Source organism: Bacillus sp. 7_6_55CFAA_CT2, assembly GCF_000238655.1.
Lineage (GTDB): Bacteria > Bacillota > Bacilli > Bacillales > Bacillaceae_G > Bacillus_A > Bacillus_A cereus.
The window spans coordinates 1,117,658-1,131,929 of the sequence record NZ_JH414708.1 but is presented as its reverse complement, the minus strand read 5'-3'; the positions used below and the strand labels follow the sequence as shown (position 1 = coordinate 1,131,929).

The window sequence follows — 14,272 nt, the reverse complement described above, 5'->3', positions numbered from 1 at the left end:
AACTTAAGTTGCATTTCCGCTTTATTGTTTAATAAGGTGTACTTTTATGGATTTGAATTAAATCCATATTCTGTTACTACTATTGCTCATCTTCTACTTCTATTCTTTTCTTCTCTCTTGCAATTTTTAAAAACTCTAGCAGCTCTGGATTACTATTCATTTTTTTGTAAGCCACTGACATTTCTGCAACAAAATTAGAATCATATAACTCTTTATATACAACTTCTGTTTTATATAACTTATTTGCCGACACGGGTATTACTGTAATTCCAATCCCTGCTGCTACAAGCCCCATAACTGTTTGATACTCTGTTGCTTCTTGTACAATACGCGGACTAAATCCAACTTCTCTACAAAGAGATAAAATTGTATCATACAAAGCTGGCCATACTGGTCTCGTAATAAATACAAACGGCTCATCTCGTAAATCTTCTATATGTATTTCATCTTTCTCTGCAAGTGGATGTGCCTTTGGTAAACATAAGGTGCAAGATAACCTTTGAATTGGCTCTAATTCTAATAATTGCGTTGGAATTGGTGGACGTAAAAAGCCAATATCGATACGGTTATCATGAAGTGCATGAACTTGATCTGGTGTTGACAATTCATGTAATGCAACAGACACTCTCGGAAATTTTTTTCTATATTCCCTAACAATTGATGGTAAAATATCATATATCGCCGCACCTACAAAACCAATTGAAAGTGATCCTACTTCTCCCCTTTGCGCACTTTGTGCAACTTCTACTGCTTTTTCAATTTGTTCAAACGCCTTTTTTACTTCTTTTAAAAACATTTCTCCTGCTTCTGTTAGTTCAACCTTTCTTTTCGTTCTTGAAAATAATGTAACTCCCATTTCTTTTTCTAATTGCTGTATTTGTTGACTAAGTGGTGGTTGTGTCATTTGTAAACGAGCAGCCGCCCGTCCAAAGTGTAACTCTTCTGCCACAACAACAAAATATTGCAAATGCCGTAATTCCATTTTTGACACCCTTTTCACTTTCGATTAATATGTCTTATATATTAATAACATATAATTTATATATTAGACAAATATTTTGAATGAACGTATAGTAGAAATTGTTAATTCTTTTTTACAATTTTTATGTAAAAAAAGAAAGAGGTGGTTACTGTATGAAATGGTGGAAGTTAAGCGGACAAATTTTATTACTATTTTGTTTCGCTTGGACAGGTGAATGGATTGCAAAACAGGCACACCTCCCAGTTCCAGGAAGTATAATCGGTATTTTTTTATTATTAATTTCATTAAAATTTAACCTAGTTAAAAAAGAATGGATACAGGACGGAGCAGATTTTTTATTAAAAGAACTTATTTTATTTTTCATCCCTTCTGCAGTCGCTGTCATACGTTACAGAGATACACTAACACAATATGGAATCGATCTCATTTTAATTATTATGATTAGCACTCTTTGCGTTACCTTAGTTACAGGACTTTTAACAGAATTGCTACTAAAGCGGAAAGGATCAACGCAATGATCGGATTTCTTTGTTTACTATTAACACTATTCACATATTGGATATCAAAAAAAATGTATCAACGTTGGAATTGGAGTCTACTTTCTCCTCTTCTCGTCTGTCCCATTATTTTAATTGCTTTATTGCTCGGATTAGATACACCTTATGAAACATATGAATCTGGTGGTCATTGGTTAACTGAATTATTAAAACCCGCAACAGTTGCTTTTGCATGGCCAATCTATAAATACTTTGATTTATTAAAGAAACATGGAATGGCTATCTTACTTAATGTCATTGTCGGTTCGTTTTTATCAGTCATTACTTCAGCACTACTAGCAAATTATTTTCAAATTGATTCATCACTAGAACATAGTTTAGCGCCACATATCGTAACAACACCAATCGCAATGGCTATTTCAGAAATGATTGGTGGCATGTCACAATTAACTGCTGTATTTGTCGTTTTAACTGCCTTAACAGGAGCATTGCTCGGTCCTTCTCTCATACGTATTTGCCGTATTAAAACAGCAATCGCAAAAGGTATTATGTTAGGAACGAGCGCAAATGGAACCGGTACATCAAAAGCATTCGAAATCGGTCCTGTGGAAGGAACAATTGCAAGTTTATCTATGCTTTTAACAGCAGGCGCTAGTTTAGTTATCGTTCCGCTTTTCTTGTCTTGGATACATTAAAGAAGCAAGTATTTACATACTTGCTTCTTTATCTATATATTGGCACAGCAATTCATAATCCTCTGGAAAAGCTAAACACAATTGTTCAACTTCATGTATCCCTTTCCAAGCAATTTCATGTATTAATTCATCAGGATCTTGGATTTTCATATTACCGCCTATTTGTTTAACAAAATAATAATGGACATACACTGGAACACCGTATGTAATACCCTCTTTTTCATATATTTTATTTACAACTTCCACATTGTAACCTGTTTCTTCCCAAACTTCCCTAATACAACATTCTTCTAGTGTCTCTCCCTTTTCAAGTCCTCCACTTGGGACAGACCACCTTTTTTCTTCTCCCTCTTTGCCCTGCAGTACCATTAAAACTTCCTTTCTTTCATTTACACATACCGCTGCACTACCTATCCATCTCTCCATAAACATCCCTCCCCTACTAAAATTCGCCCTCTTTTTTATTTCCCCTTGAAAAAAAGAGGAAAAAAATAAAACAATGACGAAAGATTACATCAACTTCATAGGCAATCCCTTCTTAGAAATTAAAACTGGAAGGATGAAAATATGATTTCTAATTATGTTGTGGAATGTGTCTTTTGTGAAGAAAATCGAAAGCCTCGCCAAGCTATTGTCACAGTTCCCGCCACTACTCAGCTACTAGCCATTGAAAAAGTGCGTGCGGAATGCAAACGTCGCTTTGGAAAAACTGTATTATTGCAAACAGAAATTAAAGAAGAAATAATTTTCGAACAAAAAGAAAGCTGACCATAAATTGGTCAGCTTTCATATCCGATCATATTTTCACATGAAGATTAGGGGCATCCTCTTTAAGGATCGGGATTTTCCCATTATGTACGTTCCATAATGGTCATCGAACAATATATTTCTATGCAATTAACTATTGAATAGAATAGGGCAAAACTTGTTCGCATTTTTAGAAAAGGGATAGGGATATAATTCAAGTAGTACTTCGAATACTCGAACTTTACACTCATAATATTAAAACAAATCCTTTTATATGGGAAATATGAATTACCTATATAATTCATTCGTAAAATATATTAATAGTTTGCTATATTAATTTTATCCCGCTATTTGTAGGCAGTAACCCCCTGCTGATTATAATTTCACTTTATTCCATCAATAGCATACAACCAGCTAAAACCGGTGTCATAATCATCGAAAACCTCAAAAGCGTTCGCGGTGCATAATTTGTAAACTTCGCGCCAATGTATGCCCCTAACATGGTCCCAATCAATACTTGTAATAACAATATATAATCTAAATATCCTTCCGAACTATATCCTATCCCGCCTCCAATTGCAATCGGTAATATAACAAGCATTGTTGTCCCTACAGATTGCTGAATCGTAAGTCCCAATAGAACCATTAATCCAAGTTGAATAAACGGTGCAGAACCAATCCCAAATGAACCAGCCATCATTCCAGTAACTAATCCAAGGCATACACATTTCAACAAGTAGTTCACGGAAAACTCTTTATGTTTATATAAAGACGACTTTTCTTTGTTTTGGAACATAATTAATTTAATAAACATAAAAATTGCCGATAAAAATAACATCCCAGCTGTAAACCAATGAAGAAGATGTGCTGGTATAAGTGAACCAAATTTAGAACCAATATAAGAGCCAATTGCGCCAAATCCCCCAACAATCCCGCCTATAATAAGTGCAACATTGCCTTCACGGTAATGACTTACAACACCTGATAATGTCGTAAATGCCATTGCAGTTAAAGATGTTGCAAGAGCAACATGAATAGGGATTTGGAATACTAAAGTGAGTATCGCGATAATAAACCCAGCTCCTCCAGCTCCAACAAATCCTAATAAAATACCCATTACTAACATTGTTATAATAATTGCCACAGACTTTCCCTCCAGTAACACAATTATCCATCATATTTATCCTTACATACAAATAAAAAGCATCCTAGACGGATGCTTTTTATTTCAAAAATATGTACTTAATCTTGATTAATCAAAATAACCGCTGGACCAGCGACCACTACTCCAGCTACTTCTATTTTTTCAAATTCCTTTACTGTAATAGATATAACTCCTTCTCTTTCCATCAATTCTTTACTCAGGACATCAGTCGGGATTGCTTTCACCGTCTTACCTCCTTTTCATTTATACAATATGATAAAGTAAAACTTTAATGAGTGGGGTTTTTGTCCGTACTTATTAATTATTACCCCTCACCAATCGGACTAATAATCACCCAATGCATCTATATATATGCATCACCTCCGCTTTCATTCCTTATTCCACTCAAAAACCTTCTCCCCCTTCCGTGACATATTGAAAAATAAAAAAGAAGCTATAACATATAGCTTCCCTCTACGTTTCTTTAATCTTTATGCACCGTATATTCCATGACTTTTCCATCTCTATCAAATTGGAAAACAAGCTGTTCGCTATCTATTGGAATAAAGCCACGTTCAGTCCCAAGATAATACAAAGTGGTAACTCCTTCTTCCCCACTTCTCGTTTCCGTTGGAGCTCCTAACAATTGTATAATTTCTTCATTTGATTTCCCTATTAATTTATATTTTTGTAATAGATCATCTACCATATATACCCGCTTATCTGCATGATTTAACCATCTATTTTGATTAAACTTTGATGTATATTCATTTACACTTAGTTGTACAGTGCACACTATTAATGGTATGAGTGCTACTATTAAAACCCCCAACATTTGCTTCTTTTCTTCATTACGATTTTTAGAAACATATAAAATAGCCCTTTGAATCATGACTAATAAAACAAATGGTATGAATACTACAAAAATGCTCCTTACACTTAAGGGTATATGGACCATATCAATGACGAATATAAATAGAATGTACATTACTATATACAAACAAAAATAGACATACAAAATGCCACGTAGCATAGCGTTCAGAAAGATCTCCCCTTTTAACTCACTATATAATTCATCCGGCTAATCATTTCTCGAATCTGTTCTAATTCTTGCACTGTATATACTACTTTCCCTGTTAAGATTTCATTTCTGAAGAACGTTACAATTTGCTCCCGATCTTTTAACCTAGGTGTTTCCTCACTAGAAAGGTCTACTATTGCTTTTCCATTTTTATTATAAAAATATACAACTGGTTTTACCTTTTCTTTTATACTATTAGCCTGTATTTCATTCAAACAATTGTATAAAATTTTAGATAGTTTCTTCGCCTTATATACTGGATTCCCTTCATTTTTCACTTGTATAGTTGAGGAATCTTTACCTACTATATATTCAAATGTCTCTTCTTTATCAACTTCTTGTTGATACTTACCCATTTCATCAATCATAAATGAATATATACCAGCATTTTCTTTCGTTAAACCATGAATTAATTTCTCGTTCCATTCTTTCGTCTCCAGTAGATAAATACCAGTTTTGCACAAGATGAGATGATGGATTCTATTATCGTTTATTTCACTATTATTTTTAATAAAAACATTCGGCATGACTTGAAATTCAGCATCTAACATGATGCCTTGCTCTATGAATCCTCGCTTCATATAATGTAATGTTTCGTACGTATTCATTTCAGCACCGTTTTTAGTATATTCTCGTAAATTTGCAATTAATTTTTGAAACATATGTATTTCGTTATTATGTTTATTTTGCATTTCACTACGTTCTTTACTATGCTGCATAGCTAATTGATTTTTCATCATACGCATATTTTCAATTTCTCTATTTGCACTTACTTGTAAATCATTGTATTTTTTCTGTTCCATATTTTTTAAATTATTTTGTTGTTCTTTATGCTCTATCACCGTAGCTGCAATTTCATTTTTATACGTTTCAATTGCTTGTTTCTTTTCAAATTCTACTTGCTGACTCTCTGATTCTAACTGTTTATTTTTATAAAACAGCACAAATGCTACAGCTAATAATATTAAAATCGCACCTATTAGCACATAATTCATATTTTTACTCCTTTATTTCATTTTCGATTATTTTTTATAAATATATCTACTATAGTATACTATGGTTTCGATATAGACTTTGTAAAAGTTGTATATTTTTAATAAAAGGCACCTCTGACGGGGCACCTTTTATTTTCACTCTATTGTACACCATACTGAATATAACTCGGATCGTAGTATATCCATTGATTTGTCCCTAAGCAAAGCCATCCATCTTGCTTACTCCATACTCGATACGCTTCACCCTGATGTAACTGTCTTATAACATTTCCATTTAATGATGGAGCATCACGCAAATTTACATTATCACCAGTAATAGTCGCCACATAATGTTTATACTGAATATAACTCGGATCATTATATACCCACTGATTTGTCCCTAAACAAAGCCATCCATCTTGTTCTCCCCAAACTTCATATGTTTCGCCACGATTCAATTGGCGAATTACACTAGACTGTAAAGATGGTCCACTTCTCAAATTCACATTATCTCCATTAATTATAGCAACCCCGTACACTGGAGTTGCATTATTAGGCGGGGAAACATTACCTCCACCACTTGCTCCATTCCCTTTTAAAGCTTCTAATGAAACTGCAGCTGATACATCACAATTTCCTACGCCTGAAATTTGTCCAGAATCTGTGTACTGCCACGCTGTCCACGCTGTCCATCCACCAGCATCAGCAGGCGGTGTACTCGAGTATTTAGCAATCCAAAGCGGTATATCACTTAATCCGCTAATTCCGAACTCATTAATATACCAAACTCCTGTATATAACATTACATCTTTTCCAGTAGCCTGTTTCACATAATTTATAAAGTTTCTTGCCCAATTTGATATAGCGTTACCAGTTAAATTACTGTTGCTCGGATCTGTTGGTGATTCTAAATCCAGAACTGGCATTAAGTCTGTCTGGTTACTTTGTAATATACTCACAAAATATTTCGCCTCTGAAATTGCATCATTTTGTTCTGGACGTGCAAAATGGTATGCACCAATTAATACATTCGCACTTCGGGCTCCTTGTACATTTTTAGTAAAAGTAGGATCAATGTAGTTTACACCTTCTGTCGCTTTTGCATACGCTGCTGGAATTCCAGATGCCTTCACTGCATTCCAATCAATATTCCCTTCCCAATGAGACACATCAATAAACGTAACATTTGAACTTGATCTGTTTTGCATATAAAATCTCCTATCAATTTTTTTACTTCGTATACATACAATATGTACAAGTTTCATAAGAGGACACGACATTTATGCTATAGAAACAAAGAGTAAACATATTTTGTATACAAAATAAAAAAGACCTTGTATTACAAGGCCTTTTGCAAACTCACTTTATTTTGTAGCAAGTACATATTATAATACAAACCTTGCTCACTTAGTAATTCTTGATGTGTTCCTCTTTCTACTATCTCTCCATCATGCATCACAAAAATTTGATCTGCATCTTGAATTGTAGATAACCTATGCGCAATGGCTATCGTCGTTCTACCTTTTCGCATTTGTTGCAACGCTGTTTGAATAGCCTCTTCTGTTTCTGTATCGATATTAGCTGTTGCTTCATCTAATACTAATACTTTCGGATTCGTTGCTATCGTTCTAGCAAAAGCAATTAATTGTCGTTGACCGCTTGAAAATGCTGCACCTCTTTCTACTACTTCTGTTTCATACTGTTTTGGTAACTTTTCAATAAACGTATTCGCTTGCACAAATCGAGCAGCTTCTTTTACTTCTTCATCCGTAATTTCTTCATTATACATACGAATATTTTGCTTTACATTTCCAGCAAATAAAAATGCATCTTGCAATACGAGTCCTATTTTCTTTCTAATTTCTCGTTCTTCAAATTTTTCTAAATCTACACCGTCTATTACAATATTTCCTGACTTAATATTATAAAATCGCATTAACAAATTCATAATCGTACTTTTTCCGCTACCAGTATGCCCAACAAAAGCAACCGTTTGCCCTTGTTTCACGTGAAATGATACATTTTTTAAAACGTCACGCTTTCCATCATATGAAAAAGTAACATTTTTAAATTCAATATCCCCATCCACGACTTGAGGATTCTCATTGCCTTTTTGAACCGGTGCTAAATCTTTCTCGTCCATTAAATGAAATACACGTGATGACGAAACAAGTGCCTGTTGGAAAAAGGACAATTTCATCATCATCTCATTTACAGGTTGGAAGAAACGATGTATATAGTTAACAAAAGCATATAAAACTCCTACTTCAACAGGGCTCTTTAAAGCATCAATCCCAAATAAACCTAGTACTAACGCAATAGCTACAATATGCACTAAATCCGTAGCTGGTCGTAAAAGTAATGCGTCTAACTTCAAAGTACGTCGCCCTGCACTATAATGTTTATTATTCACTTCTTCAAACTCTTTTCTCATACGTTTTTCTTGTCTGAACACTTGAACAATATTCATTCCTTGTATGGACTCGTTCAACTTTGCATTTAACACGCTTAGTTGATTACGTACTTCTAAATAAAAAGCTGCACTTTTCCGGCGATATAATACCATAATCGCAAACATTATCGGAATTAATACGAGAGAAAATAGCGCTAATTTTACATCTAATAAAAACATCGCTACTAAAATACCTACTAAAAAGACTACATTTTTCACAAATGTTGATAATACACTAACATAAAAATCTTTAATCGCTTCCGTATCATTTGTTATACGCGATACAAGTGTACCAATCGGCGTACGATCAAAGAAACTTAATGACAGCTTTTGAACATGTTCATATACTTCAACTCGCATATCTTGAACAATCTTAAAAGCAATGTTCTGAAAGTACAATAGATTTAAATACGTAAATAATACTTTTAATAAATGAGCAACTATGTAAATTACAAATAAAGTAACGAGCGCTGATCGTTCAAAATCCCGCGGTACTAGGTGTTCATCGAGGAATTGTTTAATTAAAAAAGGACCCATCATTTCCGTTACTGTCGCACCAACTAAAAAGATAAATGCTAAAGATAGCAACCCTTTATATGGCTTCATATAGGAAAGTAATCTACTTAAATCACTTCGCTTCTTCTCTACCATCATACGCCTCCTTTCTCGACTAAAGCTTCTAATTGCTGGCTTTCATACATTTCCTTATACCAGCCGTTTTCCTTCATTAATTCCTCATGTGTACCTCTTTGTACAATTCTACCTTCATCAACAACAAGAATAAGATTGGCATGCTGAATTGCACTTAATCGGTGTGCAGTAATAATCGTCGTTTTCCCTGCTCTTTCCCTCTTTAAGGCACTTAAAATCGTCTCTTCTGTTTTTGCATCTACTGCTGATAAACAATCATCCAAAATTAAAATTTCAGCATTTGTTAATAAAGCACGAGCAATAGAGATTCGCTGTTTTTGACCACCAGATAACGAAACACCTCTTTCCCCTACTACTGTTTCATATCCTTCTGAAAATTGGAGGATGTCATTATGAATACAAGCAATCTCTGCAGCTTCGGTAATTTCATTATATGTAGCATCCGCCTTTCCAAAGGCAATATTCTCACCAATACTTGCTGAGAATAAAAAATGATCTTGCGGCACGTATGAAATGGCAGAACGGACACCATGAAGTGTTATATCTCGAATATCTCGCTCCCCAATTTTTAATTCACCATTAAAATGATCATACTCACGGATTAAACATTTTAATAAAGTTGTTTTCCCTGCGCCTGTACGTCCTACAACTCCTAGCGTTTCGCCCTTCTTCAAATCAAAGTGAATATCGTTTAAATGTAACAATTCATTTTTCTTATACGAAAATGAATCAACGGCAAACGAAACATTACCGCTCGCTATTGTCTGTACAGCATTTTCGCTATTTACTACATCTGATTTTTGTGAAAGAATTTTTTCTACACGGTCATATGAAGCACGCCCACGCTCCATAATATTGAATAACCATCCAAACGCTAACATTGGCCAAACGAGGGTACCTAAATATGTCGTAAATGTAACGAGATCACCTACTGTTAATTCACCTCTTACAACTAATACCGATCCATAACATACTGCGATTAAAAAAGAAAATCCAACGATAAGAGAGATTGTCGGATCAAATAACGAATCAATACGTGCAACTAACACATTTTTATGTACAACATCTTCTGATTTTCTTCGAAACGCCTGCAAATCTTCTTTCTCTTGTCCAAGCGAGCGAATCACTTTCATTCCACTCATACTCTCTTGCACTTTATCATTGATTTCCGAAAACGATTGCTGTGCTTTATGAAACCTTTTATGTAATAAAGTTCCATAATAATTTGTCGAAATAGCTACAATCGGCATTGGAATTAAACTTAATAATGTTAACTTCCAGCTAATTGTAAAACCCATCGCTACGAGTACACATCCTCCGACAGCTAATGAGTCAACAAGCGTCAAAACACCTGCTCCAGCAGTTTGCTGGATCGCTTGAATATCATTGGTCGCATGTGCCATTAAATCACCTGTTCGATTTGACTGATAGAAAGATGGACTCATCTTTGTAAAATGTTCATATAAATTTTTTCGTAATTGGCGAGCTAATTTTAATGAAGACCCGAAAATCATAATACGCCATATGTAACGTAATATGTACATCGTAATGCCTACAATTACTAATAGTACAACCCATTTTAGTAACTTATCGGTCGTCAATGTTCCATCATTAATTTCATCTACAACGATTCCAATTACTTTTGGTGCTACAAGTTCTAAAAGTGCAACGCCAAACAATAAAATAATTCCAGTTATGTACGCTCGTTTTTCTTGTTTAAAAAACCACGCTAAATTCATAAACACTTTCATTTTTTTCCTCCTCCCTTAAAATGAGCGATGTTTTCAGTTTACCAAAAATACAGAATTTTTAAAAGTTTTAAAAACTATAACTAACAAAAAGAAAGACACTCTTAGCGAGTGTCTTTTAGCGCTTATTTCATTTGTTGCTTGTTCATTGCGCTCATCATTTGATTGATTTTCTTTTGGGAAGGTTTTTGTCCCATTTGCATCATCATCATTTTTAACATTTGTTCGTTAATTGGTGGATTTTTTTGTAAGTAATTCATCATATATTTGCGGGCAATGAAAAATCCTAACGCCACGCCTGCTACTAGTGCTACTACGCCCACTAGAATACCTAACCAAATTGGCATATATTTTCCTCCTTCATGTTGTCTACCTTACAGTGTACTAAAACCTTTTCAATAAGACAAGATACAATTCGACATTTTTTACACATATGTTCGTACTTGTTTTAGAGGATTCAGCCATCCGTACTTTGTATTTTCATAATCCATAGCTAAAAATGTTAATTCACACTTTCTTAACACCTCAAAGAATGTTGTTTCCATAGAGACATTTCCAGAGGTATTCATACGAATATAGTGCGGTTTCACCATTATTTCGCCGTACTCCGCTCCCGTATAAAGTGTATGTGTATGATGTGTTCTATCATATTTACCAAGAACGCGCAAAGCTTGTTCTAATTTATGATGAATTTTCATTACTTGCAATGGCATCGTTATATACATCATTTGCTTATATAACACTTTTTTCTCCGAAAGGGACCCAGATTCTGAAAATCGAGCAAATAAATCAAAAAACAAATATTCACGACCAAAATAAGCTTTCGCAATATCCTCTTGAATTAAATACAATTCATACGTTTTCATTTTTCCACTCCCAATCTGGACAACCTTTTCTCTTCATTATATATAAGAAAATTTGCAATGATTGTCTGACTGCGGAGAGATAAAAAACTTTTTCTGTCGAAAAAACTCATTTACATAGAAAAACCTCTCCATGCCGGAGAGATTTTTCTGAAATCATTAAAGCATTTCTTTTACTTTACGAACAACGTTCTCTACAGTAAATCCATACTCTTCCATAATCTTCTCACCAGGAGCAGAAGCACCGAACGTATCGATACCTAACACATCTCCTTCAAGACCTACGTAACGGTGCCATCCGAATGTAGCACCCATTTCGATTGCGAAACGTTTTGTTACTGCTTTTGGTAATACAGATTCTTTGTACTCTGCAGTTTGAGCTTCGAAGCGATCCATAGATGGCATGCTGACAACAGCTGCGTCAACGCCGTCTACTGCTAATGCTTTTTGAGCTTCAACAGCTAGGCTTACTTCAGATCCAGTTGCAAGTAAGATTACATCAGCCGTTTCTTTCTTGCTTGCAGAAACTACATATGCACCTTTTGCTACTTTTTCATACGTATCATCTTTTGCACCTTCTAATGTTGGAAGGTCTTGACGAGTTAATACTAAAGCAGTTGGTTTGTTTGTAGATTCTAAAGCTAGTCTCCAAGCTGCAACAGATTCGTTACCATCAGCAGGACGGATAACAGAAACGTTTGGCATTGCACGAAGCGCTGCTAATTGCTCGATTGGTTCATGTGTTGGACCATCTTCACCAACAGCGATACTGTCATGTGTGAATACATACGTTACTGGCAATTGCATTAATGCTGCAAGGCGAATTGCTGGACGTAAGTAATCAGAGAATACGAAGAACGTACCACCGTAAGTTTTTAAACCACCATGTAGTGCAATACCGTTCATTGCTGCACCCATTGCGAACTCACGTACACCGTACCAAATGTTTTTACCGCTGTAATCATCTCTTGTAAAGTCTTTTTCGTTATTCATGTATGTTTTGTTAGAACCAGCAAGGTCAGCAGATCCACCGAAGAATGATGGTACAGACTCTGCAATTGCATTAATTACAGCACCAGAAGAATTACGAGTTGCTGCTTTTGATCCTAATTCATAAGTTGGTAGGTTTTGCTCCCAACCTTCTGGAAGTTGACCGTTCATTGCTGCTTGGAATTCGTTTGCTAATTCTGGGTATGCTTGTGCATATTCACCTAGCATCGTGTTCCACTCAGCTTGCGCAGTTTCACCAACATCTTGTACTGTTTTACGGAAGTTGTCATATACTTCTTCTGCTACGTGGAAGTCTTGCTCAGCAGTCCAAGCATATGCTTCTTTCGTTAATTTTGTTTCTTCTACACCAAGTGGAGAACCATGTGAAGCTGATTTTCCTGATTTGTTTGGAGAACCGAAACCAATTGTCGTTCTTACTTCAATTAGCGTTGGGCGTTTTTCGTCAGCTTTCGCTTCTTCAATTGCTTTCGCGATTGCTTCAATATCGTTTCCATCCTCAACACGGATTACTTGCCATCCGTATGCTTTGTAACGATCTTCTACACTTTCAGAGAATGAACGATTTAAATCGCCATCTAATGAAATATCGTTTGAATCATAAAGCACAACAAGACGACCTAATTGTAAATGAGCAGCTAATGAAGATGCTTCAGCAGAAACGCCCTCCATTAAATCTCCATCACCACAAATAGCGTATGTATAATGATCTACTACATTATACGCATCACGGTTATATTTAGCAGCTAAATGTCTTTCAGCCATTGCCATACCTACAGCAGTTGCAATACCTTGTCCAAGTGGACCAGTCGTTGCATCTACACCAGCTGTATGACCGTACTCAGGATGTCCTGGAGTTTTGCTTCCCCATTGACGGAAGTTCTTTAAGTCATCCATTGTTACATCATAACCAGATAGGTGAAGTAGGCTGTATAATAACATTGAACCATGACCTGCAGATAATACGAAACGATCACGGTTAAACCACGTTGGGTTATTTGGATTGTGTTTCATAAATTGAGTCCATAATGTATAAGCCATTGGTGCTGCACCCATTGGCATTCCTGGGTGACCAGAGTTTGCTTTTTCAATCGCATCGATGGATAATGTGCGAATCGTGTTGATAGAAAGTTGTTCGATTGAATGTGACATGCTATTCTTCCCTTCGCTTATATTAGTAAACGTTTTATACATTTATATGATAGCTTCCCACGCAAGATTATACAACATGTATCGACAAATATGTTGATATTTTTTTGATTTTTTATAAAAAAATCAATGTTTCCGGGAATGTATGGGCATTCAATATGACATACTTTTTCATTATTTTTATTTTAAAAAGAAAGGGAATTATCTGTATATTTATACAAATTTCTTCTATTCTTACTTTTTTAAATACGTTTTTAAAAACATAAAAAAGCATCTAACTT

The 14,272-nt window shown here is 35.1% G+C and carries 15 protein-coding genes; 3 read left to right on the top strand and 12 right to left on the bottom strand.

The window, feature by feature from the left end:
• Nucleotides 1-79: 79 nt before the first annotated feature.
• The gene (gene alsR, locus HMPREF1014_RS06080; protein WP_000423235.1) at nucleotides 80-982 is read right to left on the bottom strand and encodes an acetoin biosynthesis transcriptional regulator AlsR; all 903 of its coding nucleotides are present in this window, start codon (nucleotides 980-982) and stop codon (nucleotides 80-82) included.
• A gap of 152 nt (nucleotides 983-1,134) precedes the next feature.
• Here alsR and HMPREF1014_RS06075 point away from each other — a divergent pair, with 152 nt between their 5' ends.
• Nucleotides 1,135-1,500, top strand: a complete 366-nt coding sequence (locus tag HMPREF1014_RS06075) for a CidA/LrgA family holin-like protein (RefSeq protein WP_000872365.1) — start codon at nucleotides 1,135-1,137, stop codon at nucleotides 1,498-1,500.
• Entirely contained in the window at nucleotides 1,497-2,174 is a 678-nt protein-coding gene (locus tag HMPREF1014_RS06070) for an LrgB family protein (protein ID WP_000578954.1), read from the top strand. Before HMPREF1014_RS06075 ends, HMPREF1014_RS06070 begins: the two co-directional genes overlap by 4 nt.
• Nucleotides 2,175-2,186: 12 nt before the next feature.
• Here the strand turns inward: HMPREF1014_RS06070 and HMPREF1014_RS06065 are convergent, their stop codons facing one another.
• Nucleotides 2,187-2,600 (bottom strand): NUDIX hydrolase, encoded by a 414-nt coding sequence (locus tag HMPREF1014_RS06065; RefSeq protein WP_000442977.1) that lies wholly within the window; start codon nucleotides 2,598-2,600, stop codon nucleotides 2,187-2,189.
• A gap of 141 nt (nucleotides 2,601-2,741) precedes the next feature.
• On the opposite strand from HMPREF1014_RS06065, the gene HMPREF1014_RS06060 reads away from it, so the two are divergent.
• Nucleotides 2,742-2,942 (top strand): DUF3903 domain-containing protein, encoded by a 201-nt coding sequence (locus HMPREF1014_RS06060; protein ID WP_000625224.1) that lies wholly within the window; start codon nucleotides 2,742-2,744, stop codon nucleotides 2,940-2,942.
• A 367-nt stretch (nucleotides 2,943-3,309) separates the two neighbouring features.
• Here HMPREF1014_RS06060 and HMPREF1014_RS06055 read toward each other — a convergent pair whose 3' ends face one another.
• From HMPREF1014_RS06055 to tkt, 10 genes are all read right to left on the bottom strand, one after another.
• Nucleotides 3,310-4,065 (bottom strand): sulfite exporter TauE/SafE family protein, encoded by a 756-nt coding sequence (locus HMPREF1014_RS06055; RefSeq protein WP_000974667.1) that lies wholly within the window; start codon nucleotides 4,063-4,065, stop codon nucleotides 3,310-3,312.
• Nucleotides 4,066-4,163: 98 nt separating this feature from the next.
• Nucleotides 4,164-4,310 (bottom strand): BC1881 family protein, encoded by a 147-nt coding sequence (locus tag HMPREF1014_RS06050; protein ID WP_000644411.1) that lies wholly within the window; start codon nucleotides 4,308-4,310, stop codon nucleotides 4,164-4,166.
• A gap of 239 nt (nucleotides 4,311-4,549) precedes the next feature.
• A complete protein-coding gene (locus HMPREF1014_RS06045) occupies nucleotides 4,550-5,098 on the bottom strand; it encodes a hypothetical protein (RefSeq protein WP_000943751.1) in 549 nt (182 codons plus the stop codon).
• A gap of 23 nt (nucleotides 5,099-5,121) precedes the next feature.
• On the bottom strand, nucleotides 5,122-6,141 hold the full coding sequence (locus tag HMPREF1014_RS06040) for an NERD domain-containing protein (protein WP_001110271.1): 1,020 nt from the start codon (nucleotides 6,139-6,141) through the stop codon (nucleotides 5,122-5,124).
• A gap of 140 nt (nucleotides 6,142-6,281) precedes the next feature.
• Nucleotides 6,282-7,328, bottom strand: coding sequence for a GH25 family lysozyme (locus tag HMPREF1014_RS06035; RefSeq protein WP_001181403.1), 1,047 nt, complete (start codon nucleotides 7,326-7,328; stop codon nucleotides 6,282-6,284).
• A 131-nt stretch (nucleotides 7,329-7,459) separates the two neighbouring features.
• Nucleotides 7,460-9,223, bottom strand: a complete 1,764-nt coding sequence (locus HMPREF1014_RS06030) for an ABC transporter ATP-binding protein (RefSeq protein WP_000229522.1) — start codon at nucleotides 9,221-9,223, stop codon at nucleotides 7,460-7,462.
• Nucleotides 9,223-10,974: an ABC transporter ATP-binding protein gene (locus tag HMPREF1014_RS06025; protein WP_000862458.1), complete on the bottom strand. Its 1,752-nt coding sequence runs from the start codon at nucleotides 10,972-10,974 to the stop codon at nucleotides 9,223-9,225. Before HMPREF1014_RS06025 ends, HMPREF1014_RS06030 begins: the two co-directional genes overlap by 1 nt.
• 122 nt (nucleotides 10,975-11,096) lie before the next feature.
• Nucleotides 11,097-11,318 carry a YneF family protein gene (locus HMPREF1014_RS06020; protein WP_001123317.1) on the bottom strand — a complete coding sequence of 74 codons (222 nt, stop codon included), beginning with the start codon at nucleotides 11,316-11,318 and terminating at the stop codon, nucleotides 11,097-11,099.
• A gap of 78 nt (nucleotides 11,319-11,396) precedes the next feature.
• A complete protein-coding gene (sirA, locus tag HMPREF1014_RS06015) occupies nucleotides 11,397-11,837 on the bottom strand; it encodes a sporulation inhibitor of replication protein SirA (RefSeq protein ID WP_000860645.1) in 441 nt (146 codons plus the stop codon).
• Nucleotides 11,838-11,993: 156 nt separating this feature from the next.
• Nucleotides 11,994-13,994 carry a transketolase gene (tkt, locus tag HMPREF1014_RS06010; RefSeq protein ID WP_000019766.1) on the bottom strand — a complete coding sequence of 667 codons (2,001 nt, stop codon included), beginning with the start codon at nucleotides 13,992-13,994 and terminating at the stop codon, nucleotides 11,994-11,996.
• Nucleotides 13,995-14,272 lie beyond the last annotated feature (278 nt).

Bases quoted from the DNA above. Each gene is read 5' to 3' on its own strand.
- alsR (WP_000423235.1), bottom strand. From the start codon at position 982: ATGGAATTACGGCATTTGCAATATTTTGTTGTTGTGGCAGAAGAGTTA.
- HMPREF1014_RS06075 (WP_000872365.1), top strand. From the start codon at position 1,135: ATGAAATGGTGGAAGTTAAGCGGACAAATTTTATTACTATTTTGTTTC.
- HMPREF1014_RS06070 (WP_000578954.1), top strand. From the start codon at position 1,497: ATGATCGGATTTCTTTGTTTACTATTAACACTATTCACATATTGGATA.
- HMPREF1014_RS06065 (WP_000442977.1), bottom strand. From the start codon at position 2,600: ATGGAGAGATGGATAGGTAGTGCAGCGGTATGTGTAAATGAAAGAAAG.
- HMPREF1014_RS06060 (WP_000625224.1), top strand. From the start codon at position 2,742: ATGATTTCTAATTATGTTGTGGAATGTGTCTTTTGTGAAGAAAATCGA.
- HMPREF1014_RS06045 (WP_000943751.1), bottom strand. From the start codon at position 5,098: ATGCTACGTGGCATTTTGTATGTCTATTTTTGTTTGTATATAGTAATG.
- HMPREF1014_RS06040 (WP_001110271.1), bottom strand. From the start codon at position 6,141: ATGAATTATGTGCTAATAGGTGCGATTTTAATATTATTAGCTGTAGCA.
- HMPREF1014_RS06035 (WP_001181403.1), bottom strand. From the start codon at position 7,328: ATGCAAAACAGATCAAGTTCAAATGTTACGTTTATTGATGTGTCTCAT.
- HMPREF1014_RS06030 (WP_000229522.1), bottom strand. From the start codon at position 9,223: ATGGTAGAGAAGAAGCGAAGTGATTTAAGTAGATTACTTTCCTATATG.
- HMPREF1014_RS06025 (WP_000862458.1), bottom strand. From the start codon at position 10,974: ATGAAAGTGTTTATGAATTTAGCGTGGTTTTTTAAACAAGAAAAACGA.
- HMPREF1014_RS06020 (WP_001123317.1), bottom strand. From the start codon at position 11,318: ATGCCAATTTGGTTAGGTATTCTAGTGGGCGTAGTAGCACTAGTAGCA.
- sirA (WP_000860645.1), bottom strand. From the start codon at position 11,837: ATGAAAACGTATGAATTGTATTTAATTCAAGAGGATATTGCGAAAGCT.
- tkt (WP_000019766.1), bottom strand. From the start codon at position 13,994: ATGTCACATTCAATCGAACAACTTTCTATCAACACGATTCGCACATTA.